Genomic DNA, 26,464 nt, shown 5'->3' with positions numbered 1-26,464 from the left:
TTAATCTCAATGATGATGATGCGCATGAGCATCCGGTTCGTCGCCTTTGACGGTGCATAATACCGAGGTGTCGTGAAGATGCTTCTCAGACTCGACTTGCAATGTCACATGTTTGATTTCTTTATGCTCCAACAGATGCTCAATCTTCTGAACAAGCACCTCGGATGCGTATACATCCATCGTTCCGTCCACCACGATATGTGCGGTCAGTGCATTCAGGTTGCTGGTGATGGACCAGACATGTACATCGTGCACGCCTTTGACGCCATCGACTTGTTTGATGGTCTGAACAAGGTCATTTACATCCACATTCGCTGGCGTTCCCTCCATCAAGATATGCAGGGATGATTTGGTGACAAAGAATCCACTGCGCAGAACCAGTACAGCAACAATGACACTCGCGAGTGGATCGGCCCAACCCCAGCCGAAGAACATCATGAGCAGTGCCGCCGCAATAGCCCCAACCGATCCCAACATGTCACTAATGACATGGAGATAAGCACCGCGCATATTCAGGTTATTCTCCGTATCGCTACCGCGCATCATGATCCATGCCACCAGGATATTAATGAGCAAGCCGATGATACTGATGATCAACATACCGACTGTTGCGACTTCTGGTGGGTTGATGAAGCGACCAATTGCTTCGTAAAAGATGTAAAGTGAGATGGCGATTAAGGTGACCCCATTTAACGTGGCTGCCAAAATCTCAAAGCGTCTGTACCCGTACGTTTTGCCTGTATTCACCGCTTTTTCGCCAAAGGTGAACGCCAGCAAGGCGATCCCCAAAGCTATGGAATCAGACAACATATGACCTGCATCGGAGATGAGGGCTAAGCTGTTCGTCATGAATCCACCAACGGCTTCAACAATCATATAAACGGTAATAATAATGAAGGAAAACAACAGAACTTTCTTGTTATTGGTACTACCATGATTGTGTCCATGGTCGTGGCTGTGATGATGTCCGGACATATGAGATCCTCTCCTTTGGAGCCGTGCTCCGTTATGTAATTGATTTCTTTTGTGACTACAAGTGATCTTCGGAAATGATAAAGTGATAATACATGAACATATGAGCAGTTATTCATATGTTATGGTTTTATTATAGGTGCGCCTAATAATAGTGTCAACCAGATTCGAGAAAATATAAACATGACCTGTAAGCTCATCGCATGTGCGCTGGCGGTTTACGTTACTTTTGTGCTACCATCTGTGCAGGATGAATGTCGAGGAAGTTCCCGCTACAAATAATAAAATGAAGTAAATATAAGTTAAAAATAATATTTACACGGTAACGGAGAGGTCAGAAAAAATCTGGAGAAGCGGAGCGTTCGCCTTTATCCCCGGATTTTAACCTTTGAATAGGAAATAAAAAAATCTGGGGATAACAGCGATCAGAAGATTGTTCTGACCTTGTAGTGGCTAGTGTAAAAATGATTCATTTCAACTTAACAGAAAAGGGGCGGACAACAATATGAAGAATCTGCTTCTGGCGGACGACGACGCCAATATTAGAGCACTCCTCCGGCATGTCATGACCAAGGAAGGGTATCGTGTACATGAAGCACAAGATGGAGTGGAAGCAGTCAAGGTTATGCAAGCAACGCCAATCGATCTGGCGATTCTGGATGTGATGATGCCAGGTATGGACGGGCTGGAGTTATGTGATTTCATTCGGCAACATTATGACATTCCGATCATGCTGCTGACAGCACGGGATCAACTATCCGACAAGCGGGATGGGTACTTGAGAGGTACAGATGAATATGTGACGAAGCCATTCGAACCTGAGGAACTGGTCTACCGGGTTAAAGCATTATTTCGTCGGTACCATCGTACTTCCAGTGATATCATTCGTATGAATCGCATCGTGATTGACCGGAATAATGTCGAGGTCTCCGATGGGCAATCGATTCTCTTTTTACCAATGAAGGAGTTCGAGCTACTCTCTCAACTTGCTCAGTTTCCGGGGCGATTATTCTCGCGTGATGAACTAATTCGGTTGGTCTGGGGAGCGGATTATGAAGGCGATGACCGCACCGTGGATGTACATATCAAGCGGCTTCGTGATCGTTTTGCCGATTATGGGGATGATTTTGTCATTCAGACGGTACGGGGGATTGGTTATAAGATTGAGGTGAAAGCGCATTGAGATCACTGTACTTTCGGGTGTTTATGATTACAATCGCGGTGATTCTGGTCAGCGCCATGCTGGGTTTTCTTTTATCCAATATTTATTATCATGCGAAGCTGAAGTCTTTCAATGATGAGAAGTTAGTTGGCATTGCGACGCAAATGAAGCAGTTTGTAGAGCAGGAACCAGCTACGGTAGAGCATTATCTGAACAATGCCGCAGAACTCGGTTACGAAATTTATGTGACGGATGGAAAAGGGAATGACCAATTCTATGGCCGTGAATTCCGCCAGAAGGATCTGGACAAGCAGGCTGTAGATCAGGTGCTCAGTGGTGAGATATACCACGGCGTCGCTGAGTTTCCCAGCAAACCTTTCATTACCGGTTTCTTCGATAATCAATTGAGCAATACCGTTGGTGTTCATCTACAGATGGGCAATGCAAGTTATGCGTTGTTTATGCGCCCGGATGTCATTTTGCAATTCGGTGAGCTGCGTATCTTTTTTGCGTTGATTGGAGCGTTTACGGTGGGCATTAGTATCCTGCTCTTTATAATCAGTACCCGCTATCTGGTGAATCCGATTGAACGTCTGTCCGAGGCGACCAAACGCATTGCTCAAGGAAACTATAATCTGAAATTGTCCACGACTAGGCGTGATGAGATTGGACAGCTGGCCCAGCATTTCATGACCATGAGTCGTGAATTGGAGCGAGTGGATCAGGCACGACAGCAGTTTGTATCCAACGTATCTCATGAGATTCAATCGCCGCTGACCTCGATTCAGGGTTTTGCCCAACTGGTCGCGGACCGGGATCTGCCTGAACTGGAACGGGAGCACTATGCCTCCATTATTGAAGAGGAGAGCCGCCATCTCTCGTTGCTCAGTAAACAATTGCTGCTGTTGTCCTCTCTGGAACAAGGTCATGAGGATTTGACCAAAGTGAGATTTTCTCTACGAGATCAATTCCGCCAAGCGGTTCAGGTGCTGCAATGGCAGTTGGAAGAGAAAGAACTGCTGCTCCGGATCTCGGTACCCGAATCCATTCAACTCTATGGCAATGAAGTGCTGCTCATGCAAGTATGGATGAATCTGCTGGGTAATGCCGTGAATCATCTTCCACAGGGGAGAAGTATCGAGATTCGTGCAGAAGAGACCAATGCCCAGTGCGTGATCCATATTCGGGATACAGGAGATGGGATTGCGGCAGAGCATTTACCGTTCCTGTTTGATCGTTTCTACCGAGTAGACCGTGCGAGAGAACGTTCTTCCGGCCGAACCGGGCTTGGGCTTGCCATTGTGCAGAAAATTATCCGCATTCATGACGGCACGATTGAGGTCTCCAGTTCGACCGAAGGAACGGACTTTACCGTGACGCTCCCGCAGATGTAATCTGTTATTCATTTGCCGTTCATTTTCGCCTCCTATACTTGGGTTATCAAGAGGAGGTCAGAGAATATGTACTTGGCTATTAGAGAGATGAGGTTTGCCAAAGGGCGATATGCATTAATTGCTACAATTATGGTGCTTGTATCATTTCTGGTTTTGTTTGTCACAGGTCTGGCACAGGGGCTTGCGTATGACAACGCGGCATCCATCAAAAATATGGCAGCAACCCATTTTGTTCTGGAGCAGGATTCAAATCATCGTTTTACCCGCTCTCAGGTGAATCAGGATCAGCTGGAACAGACACGCTCCGTTGTGGGGCAAGAGAATGCTGAACCGCTGGGTGTAAAAATGACAACAGTCAGTCCAGCTGGCGATACAAAGAAGATTGATGTAACGCTATTCATGGTGAACCCGGAAGGTTGGCTGGCTCCAACCGTAACGGATGGCTCTCCAATCACGGATCTGAAAGACGGGCAGGTTGTAGTAGATCAAAAGCTGTCTGAATCTGGCGTGACGATTGGAACAGTACTGGTCGATCAAGCCTCGGGAACGGAGTGGACCGTGGGTGGATTTGTGGAAAATGAGTCCTTCAGTCACTCACCAGTTGTGTTCTTAAACGAGCAGGAATGGCTGGCTATTCAGGAGGGTTCTCGTACTTCGCAAGGAACAGCAAACTCTAATGCTCCGGTATACAATGCGATTGCCGTTAAAGATGCAGGTGAGAAGGTAGACAGCCTCAGTTCCGCTTTGCCGAATACGGAAGTGATTACGAAGTCCGATGCGGTATCCGCTATTCCTGGGTACAAGGAAGAGCAGGGCTCACTGCTCATGATGATTGCCTTTTTATTTGTCATCTCGGCGTTTGTGCTTGCGGTATTCTTCTACGTCATCACGATTCAGAAAACGAGTCAATTTGGTATTTTGAAAGCCATTGGAACGCGAAATTCGTATCTGGCCGGCAGTGTTTCATTGCAAGTATTGCTTCTGTCCATCGGCAGTCTGGTGATTAGTGTGCTGTTGGTTCGGCTATTTGAATCGATCTTGCCAGCTTCAATGCCGTTTCAATTAAGCTTGTCCACCCTGGCACTAACCTGTGTGTTATTCGTGGTGATGTCTATGGCGGGTTCGCTATTCTCGGTGTGGAAGGTTACCAAAATTGATGCGCTTGATGCGATTGGGAGGACAGCAGCATGAGAAACCGACTGGTATTGCAGGGAATTACACAGACATTCGAAGATGGCGGGGTCAAACGGACGATATTGGATAAGTTGGATCTTAAGGTGGCCGAAGGAGAGCTCGTCGCGGTCATGGGGCCTTCTGGCTCAGGCAAAAGTACATTTCTGTCCATCGCAGGTGCACTACTTGAACCGACGGAGGGACAGGTTATGCTGGATGGCGCATCGATTATGGGCAAAAACAAACAGGACATATCCGATGTACGGCTCCAGCAGCTCGGGTTTATTTTTCAAAGTGCCAACCTCATTCCGTATCTGAAAGTGGAAGAACAACTGATGGTGGTCGCCAAGCTCGCTGGAACGGACAAAAACAAGGCAGAGAAGCGGGTCGATGAGTTGCTGGATACGGTAGGTTTATCGCATCGTCGTAAGGCATATGCCGAGAAGCTTTCCGGCGGAGAACGCCAGCGGGTTGCCATTGCCAGAGCTTTGATGAATGATCCAGCCGTCCTGCTCGCGGACGAACCGACAGCCAGTCTGGATGCGGAACGTGGACTGGATATTGTGGGCATGATTGCACGGCTCGTGAAAGAACAGGGTAAGAGTGCAGTCATGGTTACGCATGATGAGCGGATTTTGCCGCTATGTGATCGGGTTCTCTATTTGGAAAACGGGAAACTGGTACACCATTAGTGGTCAGAGTGAATAGTATAGACATTCTTTAGTTCAACTGAAATAACATTAGAAGGTCCATGGATTCCCGATGGGAAAAGTGGCCTTCTTTTTTCTTTTTTGATCTATAATGAGAGTTAGAACTTATAATGGAAGATTTATTTTACATAGAGAGGATCGGATAGAAAAATGAAGACTTTGGATCGGGAACAGTTCCCGGCGCTCAGCACATCGATTCATTGGGGAATTGTTAAAGCGGAGTTTAGATTGAATGACATCGTGGATGAAACGCTGGTAAGCAATGTGAGCATTATCCCGTTTGTGGGGGAACGAGTGGTTGTTTTTCAGATCGATAACGGAAAATGGGAGCTGCCCGGAGGAACGTTGGAGGTAGGAGAGAAGTATATGGATGGACTGCAACGTGAAGTGATGGAGGAGCTCGGAGCCAAGTTGGTCACGTATCAGGTGTTTGGACAATTTCATTGCATGTCGAGTGCACCTGAGCCGTATAGACCGCATATTCCACATCCTCATTTTGTGAGAATTATTGGCTATGGAGAAGTTGAGCTGATCGGTAAACCATTGAATCCGGCAGATGGGGAACAGGTAATTGCTGTAGAGGTTGTGGAGATTGGTGAAGCGATTAAGAGATTTGAAGAACAGAATAGATATGACATTGCGGAAATGTACCGATTAGCCTATTTGCTTCGAGAAGAAGCAAACGGTGAGTAACTGGAATGCTAGTGTATTCTAAATCTATCTTAAATCTTAAATCTTAAATCCTACAAACTTCGGAGGTTATGATGATTAGAGATGAAATTAATGAGTTGTTGGATGCTCTACCGGACCATGAACTGAACGTGATTTACTCGCGAATCGAGCTAGTGCACCGCAAATATATGTATAACAAAAATTTGGAGGACAAGGGGGTCCTTGTGACTGAATTGTGCGAGGAATCCGAAGAAATTATACAGAGATGGGATAACACATTTGCCAAGAGCATCAGTGAAGAGGTAAAAGAGGCTATCTATTATAGCCAGTACAAATGGCATATGTTCAGTTATGAGAAACAGGATTGCCTAACAGACGATGCAGCGCGAAATGCTTTCAATGCCGAAAATAAAAACGAGTTGTATGTCATGTACCAACACACGCCATTCATACAGGTATTTCAGAATGCGAATAAGGTCATCGCAGGAGATTTTGATTCGGAACAGGATATTTATATTTTTGACCAAGCGTTCACGTGGACGTATGTACATACCCATGAATCCATGTGCGGACCGTATTTTTATAAAGTGAAGTAACAAGGAGCAGTAAGGAGTAACAAGTGAGAAGTTTGGAGTCCACTTAATAAACACACGAATATCTGCCGGAGGAGCCATCTGATGCGTAAGAGGTCGATTAAAATATTCAGACGCGCCATGCTTAGTATTCTTTTACTCGTAATAATCGCTCTGATCTTTCCCACATGGACCCCTGGGATCAAGGGAGAGAATAGTATCAGCACGTTAGGACAGGTCGAGATCAATGGTGCAGGTCATGAGGTTATGATTCGCGGGACGGATCGGAACAATCCTATCCTTCTTTTTGTGCATGGTGGTCCTGGTTGCTCCGAGATTCCTTATGTAAGGAAGTATCAGCAGGAGCTTGAGCAACATTTTACTATTGTGAATTATGATCAACGTGGAAGTGGAAAGTCATATCATTTCATGGAGGATTATTCGGATGTGACTTCAGATGTGCTTGTAGATGATTTACTGGCTTTAGCGGATTACGTTACTGCCGAACTGGGGCAAAGAAAGGTTACGCTGGTCGGTCATTCATTTGGTACATACATAGGGACAAAAGCGGCGGCCAAAGCACCTGGAAAATTCGTTGCTTATATAGGTATTGGACAAGTAGCTGATACTGTGCAGAGTGAGTTGGATAGTTTGGAATATACGATAACACAAGCGAGACAAGCCAACAGCGCAGCTGATGCGGAAAGTCTGGAACGTCTTCGCGGTCCGATTGAGCGAGGCGAGAAATACACACCAAGAAAGTTGGTTCGCAAATACGGCGGTGCGGCTAGGCTTATTGATGACAACAGGGACTATATGCTCGGCTTTCTTTTGGGAACCGAATATAATGCACTGGATGTGATTCGTTATTCGATGGGAGTGCAGGCTACACAAGAAATTCTCCTGAAGGAGGGGTCCACCAACCATTTGCCAGACATTGTAGATCAGCTGGAGATACCGACTTATTTTGTTATGGGAAAGTATGATTATATGACGTCTGTGGATGCGGCAAGGGATTATTTCGATGAGCTTGGAGCACCCGAAAAAGATTTTGTTGTATTTGAAGAATCGGCTCATTACCCACAGTTCGAGGAGAAAGAACGATTTGTAGCGTGGTTGAGGGGGGTATTAAACTTTTGAATAAGCGAGGGATCTTGATGGAGCAAATTAATACTAAACTCATAACTAGACTTGCATTACCGGAGGAAGCTTCCATTGTGTTGAACCTATGGCAGGAGTCTGCCCGATGGCTGAACTCTAAAGAGATATTTCAATGGCGTCCTGAGTATTTCAATTTGGAACAAGTAAATGAATTCATGACGGATGGATCTGACGTATATCTTGCTGAAATAAATCATGAAATCGTAGGGACGTATACCTTAACGTGGTCAGATTCCCTGATTTGGGAAGAGCTCGACAACACCAATTCCGGATACATACACCGATTTGCAGTGAATAGAGATTTTAAAGGGCAAAATATAGGCCTGCTCCTTCTAAAATCAGCAGAAGAGAACATTAGGCAAAAAGGTAAAACTTTGATCAGGCTGGATTGCATGGCAGATAACCTGAGACTTAATCAATACTATAAAGACTATGGATTCCAATACATTCGCAGAATGAAACAGGGGAACTGGAGTGCCAGTCTGTATGAAAAACAATGATGGTGTCTCTATCGACTTCATTAAACCCGTAAGTGTATAAAAAGGGGGACTATTCATGCTTTTATCCTATCATCCAATGAAAATAGTTGATGCAGAAAAAATCGCTACCTGGAAGTATGAAGAGGAATACGCGATGTACAGTTTCTCTGAATCCAATGAAGATATTCAAGAATTGATGAATGGGGAGTACTTTTCAGTCCTGGATGAACTGGAGAGGTTAGTAGGATTTATTTGTTGTGGGGCATCAGCTCGAGTTCCGGGAGGAACCTCAATCGGATTGTATCAAGAAGAAGGATATCTGGATATAGGCCTTGGATTAGATCCAGATCTGACAGGACAAAAGATAGGGTCTGTGTTCCTTAAACAAAGTTTAGTATTCTTGCAAAATCATTTCAAAAGTTCTCAGTTTCGGCTGGTTGTTGCCACATTCAACGAACGAGCAATTAAAGTGTATGAGCGGATAGGCTTTAAAAGAGATAAGGAGTTTTATAGCAAAGTGCATGACGAGGACATGTTATTTATCAGTATGAAACTGGAAATGCCCTGCTACTCTGTTCGAAAAGCATGGGTATGAGCAATGTGCGATGTTTAAAGGCGTGGGATATAAATTTGATCGCAGATTGGATATTGGTAGTTTCCGAAAGGTGTTATAACGGATGAATAATGTTCAATATAATCTAAAATTCGAAAAACTCGTCGCTGAATTAGAACTTGGTGAGTTGAACAGTAAGCCCAAGGCAATCTCGGGTGGGCTTTTACATCGCATGTATGCCATTGAAACTACACATGCCAAATATGCTGTGAAAGCACTGAATCCTCAAATTATGAGTAGACCTACAGCTATGCAGAATTATATCCAATCCGAAAAAATAGCAAACGTGGCAGCAAATTTTATTCATGCTCAACCTGCCAAAGTGATAAACGGTTCTTCAATGCAGATCTTAGATCATCAATGTTATCTTATATTTGACTGGATCGATGGTAAAAGTCTGGAGCTTCATGAAGTAACCGAAACCCATTGTGAGCATATGGGCATGATTCTTGCGGAGATTCATAAAACTGATTTTTCACAGCTTCATATTCCTGACCTTCAGTTGGATGATTCCAAAGAAACCGATTGGAATGATTATTTAAACAAAGGGCAGACAGAAAATTCGGATTGGACAATCTTATTAGCTGATAACATTCAAAAGCTCTATGAGTGGAGTGCTCAGGCAAAAAATGCATCAGTAATACTGGCTTCAGATGCAGTTATTAGCCATAGAGATCTTGAACCTAAGAACGTGATGTGGCAGCAGGACAACCCCATTATTATTGATTGGGAATCAGCGGGTTATATCAATCCGATGCATGATCTGGTGGAAACAGCGATGTATTGGTCGGTAGATCAGACCGGAAACGTGGGCAAAGAAAGGTTCTTGGCTTTTATAAATGGATATCGGTCTCGAGTGGGGAATTTAAACGCCAATTGGAGAAGGGTTCTCGAAAATGGTTTTTCCGGGAAATTGGATTGGCTCGAATACAGTCTGAAACGCTCTTTGTGGATTGAATGCACAGACGGTGAAGAGCAACAGTTGGGAACATCACAAGTTACATGGACTATAGAGGCTTTAAAACAATACGAGGATATGATCTCCGATGTTGAGAACTGGTTGAGTAGCTAAATCCGAGATACGAGTTAATTGTTATCCCATAAACATAGAACAGAAAGGTATGATCTTCATGGTAAACGCAAAAGGAACACTAAGAACATGCGAACAAGGGCATTCCTATTACAAAAGTAGCGATTGTCCGACCTGTCCAGTCTGTGAGAAGGAACGGAAACCGAAAGAAGGATTTCTTTCCTTGTTGTCTGCACCCGCCAGACGTGCGCTGGAGAATCAGGGAATTACGTCGTTGCAGCTACTCTCGCAATACTCCGAAAAAGAGATTTTGAAGCTGCACGGGATCGGGCCTTCTGCAATGCCAAAACTTCGACAAGCACTTGAAGAAGAGGGATTATCTTTTAAAGAGTAACCCTCTTTTGTTGGTCAATGGCTTTAATTGGAGAAATTGGTATCGTACCTCATCCTCGCATTGTATAATAATACAGTTGTGTAAAAGTTTACACGAGAAAGAGGAATCATCTCAGAATAACAAAACAGAATAGGAGGTGTTATTTAGTGGAACCACAAATTGAAGAAAAGAAGGTTGATTATCGACCTTTGGGTATATCAGGACTTGGGGGATGGTTGATTCTCGTCCATATTGGACTTTATCTCACCATCATTATGCTTGTTGTGCAATTATTTCAATACCTTTTACCTTCAATGACGAGAGAGACTTGGGAGCTCTTAACTTCCAAACAATCTGACTATTATCACGCATGGTGGGGCCCGGTTCTCATTTTTGAAACGGTATATAATGTGCTATTTTTAGTATTTAGCGTATATACGCTGATTACGTTTTATAGAAAGAAATCGATATTCCCTCGTCTTATGATTATGTTTTACAGTGTCAGTCTAGCCGTGGGCATTATTGATTATCTATTATTACTTCAGATTCCTATGGCGGTAGAACTTGAGGATGGAAGTTCGTTAAAAGGGATAGGCAGGTCGGTACTCACCTGTGCCATATGGATTCCTTATTTTATCAAATCAGTTCGAGTTCACAATACGTTTGTCAGATAAAAACATAAGCCCCGACCTAAGATGGAAGATCTAAGGCCGGGGTTTGTTATAAGAGGATTCAAATAGAGGAGGAGATATCTTGAAGATTTTCTTGGTAAGGCATGGGATGGATGAGGAGGGCTACAGAGGTGGTTGGAGTCAGCGAGGGCTCATTGAAGAAGGTGTTACTCAATCGGCGAGGCTCGGAGATTACCTGTACCATCATTCAGAGCAATATGAGATAAACACAGTGATTAGCAGTGATCTTCCGCGTGCAGTACAGACTGCCAAAGAGATTGAAAAAAGACTGTACATAAAGGGGCTTTATCTGAAAGACTGGAGAGAAATGAACAACGGACATTTGGCTGGAATGCCAAATAAGGAAGCAGAAGTGAAATATGCAGGAGTTTATTTTAACACTCTTGGCATGGACACTCCGTTTCCAGGAGGAGAAAGTCCTCGAAATTTTTATAACAGAATATGTACATCCTTTCGGGATTTATGCCGAAGTATAGAGGAGCAACAGATCAAATCGAATGTTCTACTGGTCACGCACGGCGGAGTAATCAACATCCTTTATTATCTCTTAGGAAACCAAAATTGGACCAATACATCGGTGTTTCATTCTATTGGGAATACCAGTGTTCATACGCTTGAAAAAGGAGTAAATGGTTGGGAGTTTAGCAGCATGAATATGATGAGTCATTTAGGTTAGAAAAGGGAGTATATAAAGACTGCCGACAGGTGCCGTCAGTCTTTATATATATTATTTAGTTTATCTGAAGCAGACGCACTATTTCACCATCTATTACTTCTTCACTAGTTTTTATAAACCCTAAAGATTCATACAACTTTCCCGCAATTAGATTGTCTGGTCGGTGTCCAATCATGATTCTTGTGTAATTTGAAATACGCATAAGCTGAATCAAAGTTTTCATTGCTGCCTTGCCATAACCTTTTCCTTGATGCTTCTCGTCAATCATTATGGCAGGAATCCAGTAGTTATCATCCTTGTCTGGGTTCGCACAGAATACGAGAAAACCGACTAAAACCTCTTCCGAGTAAATAGCACGTAATTCAAAATCATTAACATATTTAGATTCAGCAATCCAATAAACGACAGGTGCAGGAAAGATATTAAGCTGTTCTGGCTTAACTTTAAGCTGGGTACATTCATACCAATTTTCATTAGACACTGGCTTTAATACAACTACCATTCGGAGTTCCTCCCAAATTTTACTTTGCAGAGGAATTTATCCTCTGCACTTACTTCGGATCCTTCCTAAAAATCATTGCAACATGGTTATTCTTCATACCACATCACTCCTTTCGAAATGAAAAAACTCTAATGTAGGTTATTTGCTATTTTGTTTAATATATCCTTCTTTTATCAGTGAAAATAGATTGAACATATCAATCATTTCAAAACAAATAGTTGAGAAAATGGCCTACTACGCTACAATGGAATGAAATGGAAGTATAAGGAGGTTGCAGATATGATTAATAAACCAAGTGAATTGTTGCGTGGGTTGAAGTCCTTGTCTGGACCTTTTCCAGCTTGGAATACCGAGCTTTTACCGGATCGACCAGGGGATCTTTTTCTGGAATGGCTGAGACTGGCTATAGATTACGGGGTGAAAGAACCTCATGCGATGACGATTTCGACAGTGGATTCGAATGGTTTTCCAGATGCACGAGTATTGATAATGAAAGACGTAGTTGACGAAGCTTTTTATTTTGCATCTGGCTCGGAGAGTCGAAAAGGACAGCAGCTGGAGAACAATCCGTATGTGGCACTGACCTTTTACTGGCCTACATTGGGCAGACAGATCCGCATAAGGGGAGAAGCCGTGGATATGGGCGAGGAAGCAGGTGCAGCGGATTTTCGGAAAAGATCGGCAGGGGCACGCGCAGTTGCGATGACAGGACGACAGAGTCAGGAGCTGGAGAGTGAGGAAGAATTGGAACGCGCCATTGCCGCTCAGAAAGAGCGGATCAGCAAGGATCCTGATGTCATTACACCGAATTGGAGACTGTACGCCGTAAACGCAAAGGAAGTTGAGTTCTGGCAGGGAGACTCGGAACGAAAGCATGTGCGAATTCAATATATTCTGCATCAAGGGCAATGGAAGCACCAGAGGTTATGGCCGTGATTTTATAAAGGGGGGAATTGTGTGAGTCGTAGAACTACAGGGACACTGCTGCTGGTCATAGCGGCATTTCTATACGGTGTTCGATATTTGAGTGCTGCCATTTTTGGTTCTGGTGTGGCTTCGTGGAATTCGGAATTGTTTCAGGAGATGCTGAATTATGTGGGAACCGCTCCGCAAAGTTGGAGTATAGCTGCTTTAATCCTGGGTTTGTTCTATTTAGTATGGGCGGAATATGAAGCAACCAGCTCCAAAACCAAAGAAAGTCTCAAGCGTTTTGTGAGTTATGAATCTGTAGATCAAGAAGAGGGAAGCCAGAACAAAACAGATTAACTGGATAGTGTGAGTTCTTATCAGCAACAGTTGCTAAATTAATTTGTATAAGCTGGGGAGGCATACATATGAAGTCCATTGAAAGTTATTTTGATCCATTTCCGGTATTGGAAACAGAACGATTGCTCCTTAGGCCCATTACCTATGCTGATCTGGATGAGATGTACCGTTATTGCGCGGTTCCTGCTGTATCGGAGTACACAACTTGGGACGCACATCAGAGCAAGGAGGATACGAAAGCCTTTATTGATTTTGTGACGAGTCGATATGAGGTGGATAAGCTGGGGCCATGGGGGATTGAGGATAAACAAACGAAGAAGTTGATTGGCAGCTGCAATTATTTAGGATGCGACAGCAACAGTATGAGGGTGGAATTAGGTTATGTGTTATCCAATGAGTACTGGGGCCAAGGCATCATGACGGAAGCGGTTAGCCGAATCATTCAATTTGGATTTGAAGACATCGGGTTGGAACGAATTCAGGCTAAATGTCTGGTGGGTAACATCGGCTCCGCAAAGGTCATGGAAAAGACAGGCATGAAATTCGAGGGGCTTTTACGGAGTTATATGAAAATTAAAAACGAAATGCAGGATTTGAATTTGTATGCGATGACCAGAGAAGATTTTCAATCGTTATAACCTGCTGAACATGTTTGAAAGGAATGTTAATGTTGACCAAAGGAATACTATTTGTTGTCCTTTTTATGACTCTTTTAAGTAACTCTGAAGTATCCGATAGTCTGTCCGAAGTCTCTAATCTGTCTCCTGCGCCTACAATATTTACAGAAGAAGAATTTAAAGTGCAGAATAAAGCAAAGAATATCACCATTCAAATCGGAGATACTCGAGCAGAGGTTGAGCAGCAGTTGGGGAAACACGTGGATTATTATTATCATACGAATGTTTACCAGTATAAAGGGATGTGGATTCATTACAAAGAAGGAATTGTGGATGGAATCGTGATCGATGATGCGGCTGCAAATTCCAAAAAATATAAAACGCCAAGTGGCATAGGTTATGGCAGTACAATTCAAGAGGTAATCCAGCAATACGGAAAGAAAGCCTTTATTGATTCTAATCAAAGAAAAGTACGCTCAATTACGTATCTCATGGAGAGAGATAAACAAGGCAACTACAGTGTAATAACGTCATTTGATAAATTCGTACTTGAAGGTGGCTATGAAAATTTGATGATTCTATCCATGGTGATCGATCAGCAAAGTCGTGTGTCATTCTTGATGATCGCAGACTATGAATTTGCATATCATCCTGAGCATAGATGGACTGAAACTCAATAAAATGGCTGGGGGGTACTCTATTTTTAACATCCCAACGTACATAATGTCATATCGAGCATCGACCGGGATCCGCTATAATCTCCAAGTTGAAAAAACATGGATAAGGAATCGGGAGGTACATTGAATTGACAGCGAAAAACAAATATAAATCACTTGAACTTGAAACACCCGGCGTATATGAACTGGAAGGACTGGAGGTCGGCGTGACCTCCAATTGCAATTACAAATGCGACTATTGCTGCGCCTACAATCGGGACGATGGGCAATGCATAAGTGGTCAAGAGGTCATCCGAATCATTCGTGAGCTTCCGCGGCTCAAGCGGGTGCGTTTGTCCGGGGGAGAGGTGACTCTGAAATATCAGGATTGCCTGGAGATTGTGACATATTGTGGGGAACATGGCATCGACACGCAATTAAATACCAATGCCAGCCTGCTAACGGAAGAACGAATTCATGCTTTGCGGGATGTAGGCTTGTCCAATATTCATATATCTTTTAACTATACAGATCGGGATGCATATGCAGCATATTATCGTGTACATCCGCGCATGTATGAGCGATTGGAGCATAACATTCGTCTTTGTACTGAAGCGGGGCTGGAAACTGTGCTTGAAACGCTGTTATTCGAAGAAACCCAAGCGAACATGCAAGCTATTAGCGATAAAGTCTATGAACTGGGTGTGCGCATCCATGAGATTCAGAACAGCATCGTGATGCCACACAGTAGATGGAGCAAGATTGCCTCCAAGGAGTCCCTCATCCAGTCCGTAAATGATCTGATCAAGCACAAGAAAGAAGATACGACATTATATTTTACCTGTATGGATCGTTTCGCGGAGCAATTGGGGTTACGAGAACAACCGGGTGTGTATTTCTCCAATTGTGTGGATGGGACGAAGCAGCTACATTTACACGGTAATGGGGATATTCTCATCTGTGAGTTATGCCACCCAGTCGTGATCGGCAATATCTACGAGGGTACGTCTTTGAAGGATATTTATACCAAGCAGCCACAAGCGTTAATGGATTATCTAGAAAAGCAGCCCTGCCCTGCATACGATGCTCTTTTTGCTGGTGAACAGTCCCGTTTATAGAAAGTTGTTTAGCATCGTACTTGTCCCTATTTAGGGTACATATATAGATTGAGATCCATCATTATCACTTATATGGAAGGTTGTCTGATTTCCTCTCGGGGGAAAGGATGACCTTCTTTTTTTGCGTTCAGCCTGTTTCAGATTCATTTAAGCTAGCCCGCCTATGATGAGCCTTAAGAACTTAGATGAAGAGGTGAACTTCATATGATGAAGATCTATCCAAAAACCAACGAGAACGACCCATATAAAAATGCAAAACCAAGGCGCAAATGGCTGATGATTATCCTTGTTATTGTTCTGGGCCTTGGTACCGTGATATACAGCCTGGCAGATCGCTACTTAATCCGGCATGTACAGGTTGTTGTAGCGGATGACAATACATCAGCAACCAGCACCTCTAATGATACTTCAACCCCGACGACTGAAGTAAATGCAACGTCAGATGACTGGAACTATTCCAGCGATGATATGCAGGTCAAAATCGACAAGGTGCAGACGGGGTCCGGCTCAGATCAGATTACGTATTACGTCGCAGATGTACAGCTGACAGATGCGAGCAGCCTGCGCTCGGCTCTGGCAGATAACAGCTTTGGCACGAATATTACCGAAAACACTTCAGAGATAGCATTGGCCAACAATGCCATCTTTGCCATCAATGGTGACTATTACGGCTTCCGTGATGATGGCGTAATTATCCGCAATGGTACGGTATATCGGGATGATCCGGTGCGTGATGCGATGGCATTGTTCAGTGATGGCACGATGAAGACATATAACGAGACAGAAGAATCCTCATCGGAATTGCTGGCGGAAGGTGCGACCAATACGCTATCTTTTGGACCAATTCTGATTCAGGACGGTGAGATTGTAAGTGACTTCAGCAGTGTGAAAATCGATAACAACTTTGGCAACCGGTCGATCCAGGATGCCAATCCGAGAACTGCAATCGGCATGATCGCCCCGAATCATTATGTATTTGTTGTGGTTGACGGACGGCAGGATGACAGCCGTGGCATGACGCTGGCAGAGCTTGCCGATGTCATGAAAGGTCTTGGAGCAACGGAAGCCTACAATCTGGACGGCGGCGGTTCATCCACAATGTATTTCATGGGTCGGGTTGTTAATAATCCACTGGGGAGAAACCAGGAACGCGGCGTAAGTGACATCCTTTATCTGAAAGAGGGACAATGATCATGACCATATTAATTCCATCATACGAACCGGATGTTCGTTTATTGAATCTCGTGTTGCAGTTGCAGACGTTTCAGTTAGGACCCATTGTCATTGTAGATGATGGTAGCGGACCAGGTTACAGGGGGATTTTCGAGACGGCAGAAGCCTATGGGTGTACTGTCTTGACACATACGGTTAATCTGGGCAAGGGACGTGCACTCAAGACAGGATTTCAATATATTAAGGAACATGGCCCACAGGGCGGTATTGTGTGCGCAGACAGTGACGGCCAACATCTGCCGCATGATATCAAACGTATCTTTGATGTACTATTGGAGCAAACGAATCCGGGGATTGTACTGGGTAGCCGTCGGTTCAGTGGAACCATTCCAGCGCGTAGTCGTTTTGGCAACACGGTCACACGAGGTGTCTTTTCTCTCACGACAGGTACGAAAGTATACGATACACAGACAGGCCTGCGAGGTTTTCCGTACTCGATGCTGGACTGGCTGTGCCAGATACCGGGGGAAAGATTTGAATATGAAATGAACATGCTGCTAACAGCACATAAAGAAGGGTATGAGATTACAGAGGAGTTTATTGATACGGTCTATCTGGATCATAACAAATCTTCTCATTTTCGCCCATTGGTAGATTCATTCCGCATTTATATGCCGATTCTGATGTTCAGTACGTCTTCGGTGTTATCGGCCTTGATCGATTTTGGCTTACTGTTCGTGATCCAGTATTTCACGCATAATCTGTTCCTATCGGTCGTTGCAGCGAGACTGTGCAGCTCCATCTTCAACTATACGATCAATCGGAAATATGTATTTTCAGCTGGGAAAACGTCCAGAGTCCGTCAGTCTTTACCGAAGTACTTCTCACTGGTCATTCTGGTGCTGTTATTAAATTACGGATTGTTGTACTTCTACAATGAAAAATTGATTATCCCGCTGATTGCAGCCAAGCTGTTAACAGAGGTATCGATCTTTGTGTTCAGCTATTGGGCGCAGCGCAGATTTGTATATTAACTTTGTATATTAATACTCATAGACCACAAGAAGACACGGCCACTCAAAAGAATATCATGCGCTTCTTGGTAATAAAAAAGGTCGAGAACAGGGTAAAGCATACCCCTGTTCTCGACCTTTTAAACTCAAAGGAGGACGAGCGTTACATCAGTTTCTTAATCTCATCCTTCAGAATTTCGGACTGGGTGCCGAAGATGACCTGCACAGCTCCGCCACCAAGCCTCATGATGCCGGAAGCGCCAAGCTGTTTGAGCGCCTGGTCGTTGACGGCTTTGTCGTCTTTAACAACAAGACGGAGGCGAGTGATGCAGGCATCGATGCTCTCGATATTATCTGTTCCACCGATCTCGGCGAGCACTTTGCCAGCCTTGGTGTCGCCAGACGCCGCTGCCACGGCGGAAGCATCAGTGGGGCCATCGGCATCATAAGCGTCATCCTCGCGCCCCGGCGTTTTCAGGTTGAACTTGAGAATCATGAACCGGAACAGGAAATAATAGACGACCGCAAATGCGAGTCCGACTGGAATCATGAGCAGCGGATTGGTCGATAGCTTCATGTTCACGAGGTAATCAATCAGACCTGCGGAGAAGGCGAAGCCCAGCTTAACATCCAGCAGGTACATGATCAGGGCCGCTACACCGGTAAGAATAGCGTGCACCACATACAGCAGAGGCGCCGCGAACATGAAGGAGAACTCGAGCGGTTCGGTAATACCCGTTAAGAACGAAGCCACCGCTGCGCCGATAAAGATCGAAGCGACCATTTTCCGCTTTTCAGGCCGGGCTGTATGAATCAAGGCAAGCGCCGCCGCCGGAAGAGCGAACATCATAATCGGGAAGAAGCCAGACATGAACATGCCTGCCGTAGGGTCTCCGTTGAAGAAGCGGGTCAGGTCCCCGTGCACGACTTCCCCGGCTGCATTGGTATAATCTCCGATCTGGAACCAAGCGATGGAGTTGAGGACATGATGCAGACCGAGCGGGATGAGCAGGCGGTTGGCGATCATGAACACCATGGAGCCAACGCCTTCAAAGCCTACAATCCAAGCGCCGAAAGCGCCGATGGCATCCTGAATCGGGCTCCAGACCATGCCGAACAGGATGGCCAATACCAGCATGGAGCCGGCGGTGACCATCGGCACAAAGCGTTTGCCGGAGAAGAAGCCGAGCCAGTCAGGAAGCTTGATATTATGGTATTTTTTATACATATAGGCTGCAAGCAGTCCGGCAAATATCCCACCCAATACGCCCATATCCAGCTTGACATCGTCAGGAATATAGCCGAATACACCTGGAACGGCTCCCAGAATCCGCGTCAGCACCATATAAGCGATCAGGGCGGAAAGAGCGGCGACCGCATCCCCCGCCAGTCCGATTGCCACCCCGATGGCGAAGATGAGCGCAAGGTTGCCAAAAATCGCCCCCGCTCCCTCATTCATGAATGGAACTACATACTGATTGAGAAATCCCCCTATCACGGGTCCAAGCGGAATGTCCTTTTCATAATTAAGAAGACCCAAGCCTTGAAGAATACCTGCTGCAGGCAGGGTTGCTACAGGAAGCATCAGGGATTTCCCTAGCTTTTGCAATGCTTTCAGCATATTGTTCTTCCTTTCTTTTTTAGATTCATGTTATTTGGGCAAGCTGACTTTCATGATAGTTCCCAAGCCCGCTTCTACGTTGCCATACGTCGGGTGTGACTCCCACGGCTGTTCTGCCGCATTCGCAACGATGACAGGGGTGATGACCGGATAACCAGCCGAAACGATAGCATTCAGGTCAAATTCGATCAGGGTCTGACCGACAGCGACCTGATCCCCGGTCTGCACTTGGGGTGTGAAGCCCTGTCCTTTCAGACTGACAGTATTCATACCGATATGCAGCAGCAGCTGTAGCCCAGAAGCATGCTCAATCATTACGGCATGATGCGATTTAATCAGGTGCACCACAGTGCCGTCGATAGGTGCGACCAGCCTGCCCTCCTGGGGAATCACTGCAACTCCTGGACCCATTAGTCCTTGCGCGAACGCTTCGTCAGGCACTTCTTCCAAACTGACGCAGGTTCCGGTGAGTGGGGAGACGACGGATATTGTCTCAGATGTTTTGGCAGATTTATTGTTTTTCCATTTCCAGATCATTGTGTGTTATCCTCTCTGTTGTTGGTTTTGGCTTGGGTTTGAAAAAGCCGGTATAAATGCATGGCGAGAAAAGCCGTTTCTTCCTCGGGTACCTCTGTACCCAAATCCTCGGCCATTACAGCACTTAGCTTTCTGGCCAGCTGGTATTCGGACGGATATTCATTTTTCACATATTGTGCGAAGGTGGGGGCCGTCATCGGCTGCTGATACAGGCGTTCCATGGAGAAGCGCAGGTGTATCAGGAGTCTTGCCTGGCTAAGGCTGCCCTGCTCAAAGCGAACGCCACCCTGCTCTTCAATAATGGACTGAAGCTTGCTGATCACATTGGATACCTTAACCAACTGTCCGACAGGGACGTGATTCACGGAGGAGTACACATGGTATGTCAGGAACCCGGCCTCATCCTCCGGTACCTCTACGCCAAATGCCTCTCCGATCATGGCCGCCGCTTCCGAGGCGATTTCGAATTCTTTCGGAAAACTGAGCTTTGTCTCCGTGAGGAAAGGATTCAGAATCTCCATCCCGTTGCGGATACGATATAAGGTGAACTGAATATGACTTGGAAGAGCAAGGTAGATCTTGTCATTCAGCTTGCCAGGAAACTGATCAGCGATGAGACGGATAATCTGATCAGAGATGTCGATGACATTGGGGTCCAAGTCCTTCATCAACTCCTGCGCCTGCCCCCACTCCTCCCGGTCCTCCAGCCGGAACCTTTTCTCAATCCGCGGATCATCGGACTGAATGGTGTTTTCCACCTTGAACGCAAATCCCAACCCTTTGCCGATCAGTACGTACTCCTTGGTATTCTGGTGCGACCGGGCCAGAACAATATTGCTGCCGACGACCCGCTCCACCTGCAGCATCATTCCTTTACTCACGGTTCACCGCCTCCTCGTTTCTAAAGTTAACGCTTCCAGGTCTCCGGAACGCAAAAAGAGCCAAGAAGCGAGTATAGTCTCATGTTCGCTTCTTGGCTCATGCCCTCTGGGGTGGTAACACGCCAATTCATTTTAAGTTTTTATGCAGAACGTTCTTCCTACATAATATAGAAGCTGATCTGCCGCCGTCAACCATAATTTTGTCATCCGTCTGTTCGTCGTTTAATATAGGGAATGTGTAAATGAAAAGCTACCTTCGCCATGAAAGACTGATGCGGGGAAGCAACTGCGTCTATTCGGCTTCGATGCTCATGGATTATCTGACGGACTGCGCGCTTCTCGGGCACACCCGCTTTTAGCATATGAACGCTTTGCAATCCGATCCAGACTATCAGAGGGTCAACGAAATCAAGCGATTCCCGGACGAAAGCACGTGACGAACGGCCTCAATCCCCGCTATCAAGGTCGTCCTTGGTACAAGGTGTGGCAGGAACGGGAGAACTCATCCACATTCCGAATTCATGTTAAAAAGATATGGGAGGAATAATTTATGGTTCCACAACGAGTGAGTCTGGTCACCATTGGTGCAATGCATCTGCCTGAGCTGCGTTCGTTCTATCAGAAGCTTGGGTGGAGTGAGACCGCAATCAGTTCAGATCAATACAGTGTTTTTGAAACAACAGGTGTATTGCTATCGTTATATCCCATTCAGGAGCTGGAGAAAGATACGGGGATGATATTCAGTGCATCTGATGGGTTGAAAGGAACGCTGCTGGCCATCAATGTGGATCAAGCGGAAGACGTTGACGATACCATTGTGAATATCCGCGCTGCCGGAGGCAATGTAATCAGAGAGCCATATGACGCTGCCTGGGGCGGGAGAATCGCTTATTTCCTGGACCCGGAGAATAACTGCTGGGAAGTCACTTGGAATCCAACCGCCGTATTTAATGAAAAAGGAGCCATGATCACATTTTAGGGTGAAATGAGTGTGACCGGATGTTGAATCGTGTTCGCAAAGATTTGCGTTATTATCTTCAGGAACATCAGGATCGGAACAACCTCATCTTGCATTATTTCGCATTTTTATCGGCGTTTGCGGCTTGGATTTTCTTGTTTATTAATTTTAAAGTCATGCTGGTTCTGGCACTTATCCATTACGCCCTTTCCTGGATTGGGCACTTCTATTTCGAAGGCAACAAACCGGCGGCATTCCGATATCCGCATATCGGTTTTTATGCCGGGTTCACCTGGTTTTTTATCAGGACCATTGAGATCATCACCCGCAAAGAAATCATCCATCCGTGGATCAATAAACAGGACTGAAACCAGCAGGAGTCGAACTTTATAAAATAGGAGTGTGTCTATGTATCTTCGAAGTGTGGAGTTACTGTCTGCTAAAGTCGAGAATCCGGATCAATATCCGTTTCACATACCGTCCATACAGTCTCTGGAGCGATTGGAATTCAACAATAACATTACTTTCTTTGTTGGTGAAAATGGATCGGGTAAGTCCACACTGCTCGAAGGTATCGCTCATCAATGTGGATTTAACACAGCAGGGGGCGGGAAAAATAATGCATTTGAGATTGATGCTGCTGAATCATCATTAGGTGACTATTTGCGTCTATCCTGGTTGCCCAAAATCACGAATGGTTTCTTCATGCGCTCGGAGTCCTTTTATCAATTTGCATCGCATGTAGATGAATTGGGGCCGGAGTCGCTCAAGTATTATGGTGGGCGTTCGTTGCATGAACAATCCCACGGGGAGTCTTTTCTCAATCTGTTCGTGAACCGATTCAATTCCAAAGGCATTTATCTGCTCGATGAGCCCGAAGCCGCCTTATCGCCAGCCCGTCAACTCTCCTTATTGCGCATTCTTCATGATCTATCAGGCACTTCCCAATTCATTATCGCGACGCATTCGCCGATTCTATTGGGTTATCCGGGTGCACGCATTTTGAGTTTTGACGATGGTGGTATTCAGGACGTAGAGTATGAAGATACAGAACATTATCAGATCACCCGCAGTTTCCTGGAAAATCGCAACCGGATGCTGAATGAGTTGTTCAAGGACTAATTGTTTTTATTTTGAAAGGAGACAGGAGCCGAACATGAGTATCAAATTGGTGCTGTTGGACCAACTCGCTGCCTGTCATCATGACAAGAGCTGGTTTGTGCCGCTGGATGAGATGTTACGTGATGTAACCGCTACGCAGGCCTTATCGCTGAATGATGAGGGGCAATCCATCTGGAGGTTGGTGAATCATCTGACTTTCTGGAATGAAACTTGGTTGGATCGGTTCATTAAGGGTGAAGTGGTTATGGACAATAGCATAGATAATGATGAGACGTTCATTATTAACCCATCCCAGGTAAGTGAAGAAGATTGGCAGAAAAGCATTGCACACGTTGGTGCAACATTTAGTCGCTGGATACAGGCTATAGAGGAAAGTGATGATGCAAAATTAGGGATGACCATTCCATCGTACTTCAATGCCCCATGGTGGAATGTCATATCCAATCTGTGTATTCATAATGCGTATCATATTGGACAGATCATGATGCTGAGAAAGAAAGTAAGAGGAGAGATGATATGAAAATAGGTTTTCTGATCGTGGATATGCAAGAGAGTATTGTACGAGATAAGTTAGATCAAAAAGCAATAGACCGCGCTTGTGAATATATCAACCATGTTGCAGACGTGCTTCGTTCGAGCGGCCATGTGGTCGTTCATGTACAAGACGTGGAAGGGATGGAGAATTCAAATTCTGAGGCGTATCGTATTATTTCTGAGGTTGATGTGACTGAGAAGGATCTGACAGTGACGAAGGAGAGTTCCAATGCATTCTGGCAAACAGACTTGGAGCAGATTCTGAAGAGTCACGGTGTTGAGCTGTTGATCATTTCGGGATTTGCCGCCGAAGAATGTGTTTTGTTTACCTATAATGGCGCGATGGAGCGAGGATTTAGACCGGTCATGTTGCAAAATGGGATTCTAAGTACGCATTCCGAAGCGGTGATTTCAACCTATAGAGACCGGAATGTGATTTCTTATCCTGTAGTTAATTATCTAATCAAATAAGTGAGATTACTCATGGACGCGACGATGTCGTGTCCGTTTTTGGTTAAACATATCCTTTTATGATGGGAAGGATTCTTCATCGTTTAAATTAAACTTTACCTATATTTACTGGAGTTGAAGCGATACATTTAAGTGGAAAGCAGGGGCGTGATATGCAACTAAAGATGGGGAATTGCGGTTTATTAATAAAGTGAGGTGTAATGACATGAATGTACAGATCACCAGAATCGATAAAAGTCAGAAAGAATTATTTTTAAACTTGTACAACCTTTATCTGTATGATCTTTCCGAATTCTCGGGTGAGGATTTGCTAGAAGAGGGGAAATTCGATCCAACGAATACCTATCTCTATCTGGAACGGGCGGAATTACATCCGTTTTTTATTCAATATGATGGAAAGGTAATCGGATTTGTGCTGGTTTGCTCACCTCCATACGTAGATGATGATGTGGATTATACGGTACAAGAGCTGTTTCTGGTCAAAAAGTATCGTGGACAAGGATTAGCCGCTCAGGCGGTTGATCTGGTGTTTGCACAATTTCAGGGCAGATTCAAAGTGGAGCAACTGGCTAATAACCGATCAGCTGTTTCATTCTGGAGAAAATACTATGAACATCATCACATTGAATATGTAGAGTCTGAGTATAGCATTGAAATTGAAAACATCGCTGGAAGCCATCGGATTCTGTCACAGACGTTAATACATGCAAGAAAGTAAATTTTAGCAAATGCAATCTTTCAAATAGAAAGAAGACAAAAATACTGAAAGTTGCTGATCGCTAGATAAAGAGCGGGGATTCAATGTTCATGCGGATATAATGGATATTCATTAATAATTGAATCAAAAGGATCAAATATGAACAATCAACATGGGATGTTTCTAACAGTGGATAGATTCTGTTGTCTATATTGAAAAAGAATTTAAAGATACTAATATGGAGTATTTTTTTGATGCTAACGACCTAATAAATCCTAGGTACATGAATATAAGCGAAGAAACAATACTCTTTTAATTGATAACAGAAAAAAGATTCTAAATATCGATATAATAGTAAAGCTATTAAAAAAGAATAAAACAAGCAGAAAAAATGCTCATCATAAACTTTTATTGATGGGTAATATCTATTATTTTTTATATTTTCTATAATTTGTTGATTTTTTTTGTAATATTATGTATTATTCATAGTATCATATTTTATTTATGGAAACTTATAGAAATTGTATGATAAATATATTTATAGGAGTTGAGCTAATGCTTCACAAATTGTGGGCTAAGGTAAAAAAAGGAATGGTGTTAAGTACACTTATTTGTCTAATGCTGATGAGCTTTTCAGGTGTTGTTAGTGCTAATTCCGATGAGATGACTTCTTCTGGTATCCAACCCCTTCAATCTTCTAGCATCGATGAGCAAATAAATAAAATATATGAAAAGCGGGGTCTTGTATTAGCACAGAAAAAAGAAGGTTACCTTGAGGAGTACGATAGATTGGGTAAAGAACTGGAATCTTTAGGAGTCGAATTCTTATCTCCTTCACAAGTAGAAGAAAAAATGGAAATTGCTAAAAAATCTTACAATGGTTTTTCACCTCAAGTAATCATACCTGCAAATGGGAAATACACATGGTCAAGCATTCGAAATTCTTGGGTAAAAAATGGTGTAACTTATGAAGTTCAACATTTGACCGCAGAATCTAATAGTAATGCCTCTATTCTTAAGGGCACACAAGCTAAAGTCATCCAAAGTTCTATAAATCTTCAAGCAGCTTCCGTAAATTTAGTAACTTCACTTATTAAAGAAGGGGCTACGGAATTAGGGAAACCAATTGATGTGACAATAACCATTTATGATGCTCTTAAAAGTTTTGTTAATGATGCAAACTTTGGAAGAACTACAATAATTCCTGATATTACTACAAACTACACGGTATCTTGGTATCAAAATATTGATTTCATGTATGTGAAGAAACAGGGTGATTCAGACAACAACCAAGAATTGACGTTTATGTCCTCCGCAGTTGCTGGAGAAACTACTTGGGTAATCCCAACATTTAATTACAAAGTTAGTGGCGCTACAAAAAGTGTTAAAAACGTAGTGGGGTCTAATACATTTAACTATTATAACACCGTAGCACATAGAAATGGATCTATGGGGGTTGCAGCATATTTAAATCCCTCTGCGGCTAGAAACGCTTATGTGACCTATGCCGCAATAATAGGAGTTGGGGGCAAAAACATTGGATTAATACCTGTTGCTACTCCTGCATCACCTGTTGTTATGCCATAAATATATTGTTTTAATTTGTCTATCGCTTAGAA

The 26,464-nt window shown here is 44.2% G+C and carries 32 protein-coding genes and 1 pseudogene; 28 read left to right on the top strand and 5 right to left on the bottom strand.

The window, feature by feature from the left end:
- Positions 1 to 6 precede the first annotated feature (6 nt).
- Positions 7 to 975: a cation diffusion facilitator family transporter gene (locus CS562_RS08905; RefSeq protein WP_099855081.1), complete on the bottom strand. Its 969-nt coding sequence runs from the start codon at positions 973 to 975 to the stop codon at positions 7 to 9.
- A 502-nt stretch (positions 976 to 1,477) separates the two neighbouring features.
- Here CS562_RS08905 and CS562_RS08900 point away from each other — a divergent pair.
- From CS562_RS08900 to CS562_RS08835, 13 genes are all read left to right on the top strand, one after another.
- Complete coding sequence (locus CS562_RS08900) at positions 1,478 to 2,155, top strand: response regulator transcription factor (protein ID WP_063564057.1); 678 nt, start codon at positions 1,478 to 1,480, stop codon at positions 2,153 to 2,155.
- Positions 2,152 to 3,528, top strand: coding sequence for a sensor histidine kinase (locus CS562_RS08895; protein ID WP_099855080.1), 1,377 nt, complete (start codon positions 2,152 to 2,154; stop codon positions 3,526 to 3,528). Before CS562_RS08900 ends, CS562_RS08895 begins: the two co-directional genes overlap by 4 nt.
- A gap of 66 nt (positions 3,529 to 3,594) precedes the next feature.
- Positions 3,595 to 4,719: an ABC transporter permease gene (locus CS562_RS08890; RefSeq protein ID WP_099855078.1), complete on the top strand. Its 1,125-nt coding sequence runs from the start codon at positions 3,595 to 3,597 to the stop codon at positions 4,717 to 4,719.
- Positions 4,716 to 5,393, top strand: coding sequence for an ABC transporter ATP-binding protein (locus CS562_RS08885; RefSeq protein WP_099855076.1), 678 nt, complete (start codon positions 4,716 to 4,718; stop codon positions 5,391 to 5,393). The genes CS562_RS08890 and CS562_RS08885 overlap by 4 nt, the downstream gene beginning before the upstream one ends.
- Positions 5,394 to 5,561: 168 nt before the next feature.
- A complete protein-coding gene (locus tag CS562_RS08880; protein WP_099855075.1) occupies positions 5,562 to 6,104 on the top strand; it encodes an NUDIX hydrolase in 543 nt (180 codons plus the stop codon).
- Positions 6,105 to 6,175: 71 nt separating this feature from the next.
- The gene (locus CS562_RS08875) at positions 6,176 to 6,679 is read left to right on the top strand and encodes a DUF4275 family protein (protein WP_099855073.1); all 504 of its coding nucleotides are present in this window, start codon (positions 6,176 to 6,178) and stop codon (positions 6,677 to 6,679) included.
- Positions 6,680 to 6,760: 81 nt separating this feature from the next.
- On the top strand, positions 6,761 to 7,795 hold the full coding sequence (locus CS562_RS08870) for an alpha/beta fold hydrolase (protein WP_099855071.1): 1,035 nt from the start codon (positions 6,761 to 6,763) through the stop codon (positions 7,793 to 7,795).
- Positions 7,792 to 8,316 carry a GNAT family N-acetyltransferase gene (locus CS562_RS08865; RefSeq protein WP_246318281.1) on the top strand — a complete coding sequence of 175 codons (525 nt, stop codon included), beginning with the start codon at positions 7,792 to 7,794 and terminating at the stop codon, positions 8,314 to 8,316. Before CS562_RS08870 ends, CS562_RS08865 begins: the two co-directional genes overlap by 4 nt.
- A 55-nt stretch (positions 8,317 to 8,371) precedes the next feature.
- Positions 8,372 to 8,890: a GNAT family N-acetyltransferase gene (locus CS562_RS08860; RefSeq protein ID WP_099855070.1), complete on the top strand. Its 519-nt coding sequence runs from the start codon at positions 8,372 to 8,374 to the stop codon at positions 8,888 to 8,890.
- Positions 8,891 to 8,972: 82 nt separating this feature from the next.
- Complete coding sequence (locus tag CS562_RS08850) at positions 8,973 to 9,980, top strand: aminoglycoside phosphotransferase family protein (protein ID WP_099855068.1); 1,008 nt, start codon at positions 8,973 to 8,975, stop codon at positions 9,978 to 9,980.
- Between the two features lie 58 nt (positions 9,981 to 10,038).
- Positions 10,039 to 10,332, top strand: coding sequence for an RNA polymerase alpha subunit C-terminal domain-containing protein (locus tag CS562_RS08845; protein WP_099855066.1), 294 nt, complete (start codon positions 10,039 to 10,041; stop codon positions 10,330 to 10,332).
- Between the two features lie 146 nt (positions 10,333 to 10,478).
- On the top strand, positions 10,479 to 10,985 hold the full coding sequence (locus CS562_RS08840) for a DUF2569 domain-containing protein (RefSeq protein WP_180287077.1): 507 nt from the start codon (positions 10,479 to 10,481) through the stop codon (positions 10,983 to 10,985).
- Between the two features lie 79 nt (positions 10,986 to 11,064).
- Complete coding sequence (locus CS562_RS08835) at positions 11,065 to 11,679, top strand: histidine phosphatase family protein (RefSeq protein WP_099855062.1); 615 nt, start codon at positions 11,065 to 11,067, stop codon at positions 11,677 to 11,679.
- Positions 11,680 to 11,734: 55 nt separating this feature from the next.
- Here CS562_RS08835 and CS562_RS08830 read toward each other — a convergent pair whose 3' ends face one another.
- Entirely contained in the window at positions 11,735 to 12,181 is a 447-nt protein-coding gene (locus CS562_RS08830) for a GNAT family N-acetyltransferase (RefSeq protein WP_099855060.1), read from the bottom strand.
- A 279-nt stretch (positions 12,182 to 12,460) separates the two neighbouring features.
- Here CS562_RS08830 and CS562_RS08825 point away from each other — a divergent pair, with 279 nt between their 5' ends.
- The 7 genes from CS562_RS08825 to CS562_RS08795 all read left to right on the top strand — a co-directional run bounded on the left by CS562_RS08825 (position 12,461) and on the right by CS562_RS08795 (position 18,045).
- Positions 12,461 to 13,117 (top strand): pyridoxine/pyridoxamine 5'-phosphate oxidase, encoded by a 657-nt coding sequence (locus CS562_RS08825; RefSeq protein WP_099855057.1) that lies wholly within the window; start codon positions 12,461 to 12,463, stop codon positions 13,115 to 13,117.
- Positions 13,118 to 13,138: 21 nt separating this feature from the next.
- Positions 13,139 to 13,447, top strand: coding sequence for a hypothetical protein (locus CS562_RS08820; protein ID WP_180287076.1), 309 nt, complete (start codon positions 13,139 to 13,141; stop codon positions 13,445 to 13,447).
- Between the two features lie 68 nt (positions 13,448 to 13,515).
- Positions 13,516 to 14,085, top strand: a complete 570-nt coding sequence (locus CS562_RS08815; protein ID WP_079696420.1) for a GNAT family N-acetyltransferase — start codon at positions 13,516 to 13,518, stop codon at positions 14,083 to 14,085.
- Between the two features lie 32 nt (positions 14,086 to 14,117).
- Positions 14,118 to 14,744, top strand: a complete 627-nt coding sequence (locus tag CS562_RS08810) for a hypothetical protein (protein WP_143764746.1) — start codon at positions 14,118 to 14,120, stop codon at positions 14,742 to 14,744.
- A 125-nt stretch (positions 14,745 to 14,869) separates the two neighbouring features.
- On the top strand, positions 14,870 to 15,838 hold the full coding sequence (locus CS562_RS08805) for a radical SAM protein (protein WP_099855055.1): 969 nt from the start codon (positions 14,870 to 14,872) through the stop codon (positions 15,836 to 15,838).
- Between the two features lie 204 nt (positions 15,839 to 16,042).
- Complete coding sequence (locus CS562_RS08800; protein WP_099855053.1) at positions 16,043 to 17,029, top strand: phosphodiester glycosidase family protein; 987 nt, start codon at positions 16,043 to 16,045, stop codon at positions 17,027 to 17,029.
- 2 nt (positions 17,030 to 17,031) lie between these two features.
- Positions 17,032 to 18,045 carry a bifunctional glycosyltransferase family 2/GtrA family protein gene (locus tag CS562_RS08795; RefSeq protein WP_099855051.1) on the top strand — a complete coding sequence of 338 codons (1,014 nt, stop codon included), beginning with the start codon at positions 17,032 to 17,034 and terminating at the stop codon, positions 18,043 to 18,045.
- 142 nt (positions 18,046 to 18,187) lie between these two features.
- On the opposite strand, the gene CS562_RS08790 is transcribed toward CS562_RS08795, so the two are convergent.
- The 3 genes from CS562_RS08790 to CS562_RS08780 are packed head-to-tail and all read right to left on the bottom strand — an operon-like array spanning position 18,188 to position 21,063.
- Entirely contained in the window at positions 18,188 to 19,645 is a 1,458-nt protein-coding gene (locus tag CS562_RS08790; protein ID WP_090808442.1) for a PTS transporter subunit EIIC, read from the bottom strand.
- 30 nt (positions 19,646 to 19,675) lie between these two features.
- A complete protein-coding gene (locus CS562_RS08785) occupies positions 19,676 to 20,182 on the bottom strand; it encodes a PTS sugar transporter subunit IIA (protein WP_063564075.1) in 507 nt (168 codons plus the stop codon).
- Complete coding sequence (locus CS562_RS08780; protein WP_257219427.1) at positions 20,179 to 21,063, bottom strand: PRD domain-containing protein; 885 nt, start codon at positions 21,061 to 21,063, stop codon at positions 20,179 to 20,181. Before CS562_RS08780 ends, CS562_RS08785 begins: the two co-directional genes overlap by 4 nt.
- 278 nt (positions 21,064 to 21,341) lie before the next feature.
- Between CS562_RS08780 and CS562_RS33795 the strand changes: the two are divergent.
- The 8 genes and pseudogenes from CS562_RS33795 to CS562_RS08740 all read left to right on the top strand — a co-directional run.
- Positions 21,342 to 21,497: pseudogene (locus tag CS562_RS33795) on the top strand (IS1380 family transposase); the annotation flags it as partial.
- A 116-nt stretch (positions 21,498 to 21,613) separates the two neighbouring features.
- The gene (locus tag CS562_RS08770) at positions 21,614 to 22,042 is read left to right on the top strand and encodes a VOC family protein (RefSeq protein WP_099855048.1); all 429 of its coding nucleotides are present in this window, start codon (positions 21,614 to 21,616) and stop codon (positions 22,040 to 22,042) included.
- Between the two features lie 20 nt (positions 22,043 to 22,062).
- Complete coding sequence (locus tag CS562_RS08765) at positions 22,063 to 22,389, top strand: DUF962 domain-containing protein (protein WP_063564077.1); 327 nt, start codon at positions 22,063 to 22,065, stop codon at positions 22,387 to 22,389.
- Positions 22,390 to 22,429: 40 nt separating this feature from the next.
- Positions 22,430 to 23,143 carry an AAA family ATPase gene (locus CS562_RS08760; protein ID WP_063564078.1) on the top strand — a complete coding sequence of 238 codons (714 nt, stop codon included), beginning with the start codon at positions 22,430 to 22,432 and terminating at the stop codon, positions 23,141 to 23,143.
- Between the two features lie 34 nt (positions 23,144 to 23,177).
- Complete coding sequence (locus tag CS562_RS08755; protein WP_099855046.1) at positions 23,178 to 23,663, top strand: DinB family protein; 486 nt, start codon at positions 23,178 to 23,180, stop codon at positions 23,661 to 23,663.
- Positions 23,660 to 24,148 (top strand): cysteine hydrolase family protein, encoded by a 489-nt coding sequence (locus tag CS562_RS08750; RefSeq protein WP_099855044.1) that lies wholly within the window; start codon positions 23,660 to 23,662, stop codon positions 24,146 to 24,148. The genes CS562_RS08755 and CS562_RS08750 overlap by 4 nt, the downstream gene beginning before the upstream one ends.
- 205 nt (positions 24,149 to 24,353) lie before the next feature.
- Positions 24,354 to 24,866: a GNAT family N-acetyltransferase gene (locus tag CS562_RS08745; RefSeq protein WP_099855042.1), complete on the top strand. Its 513-nt coding sequence runs from the start codon at positions 24,354 to 24,356 to the stop codon at positions 24,864 to 24,866.
- A 534-nt stretch (positions 24,867 to 25,400) separates the two neighbouring features.
- Positions 25,401 to 26,432, top strand: coding sequence for a hypothetical protein (locus tag CS562_RS08740; RefSeq protein ID WP_099855040.1), 1,032 nt, complete (start codon positions 25,401 to 25,403; stop codon positions 26,430 to 26,432).
- Positions 26,433 to 26,464 lie beyond the last annotated feature (32 nt).

This window comes from Paenibacillus sp. LK1, assembly GCF_002750415.1.
Taxonomy (GTDB): domain Bacteria; phylum Bacillota; class Bacilli; order Paenibacillales; family Paenibacillaceae; genus Paenibacillus; species Paenibacillus taichungensis.
This window is presented reverse-complemented; position numbering and strand designations above follow the sequence as displayed.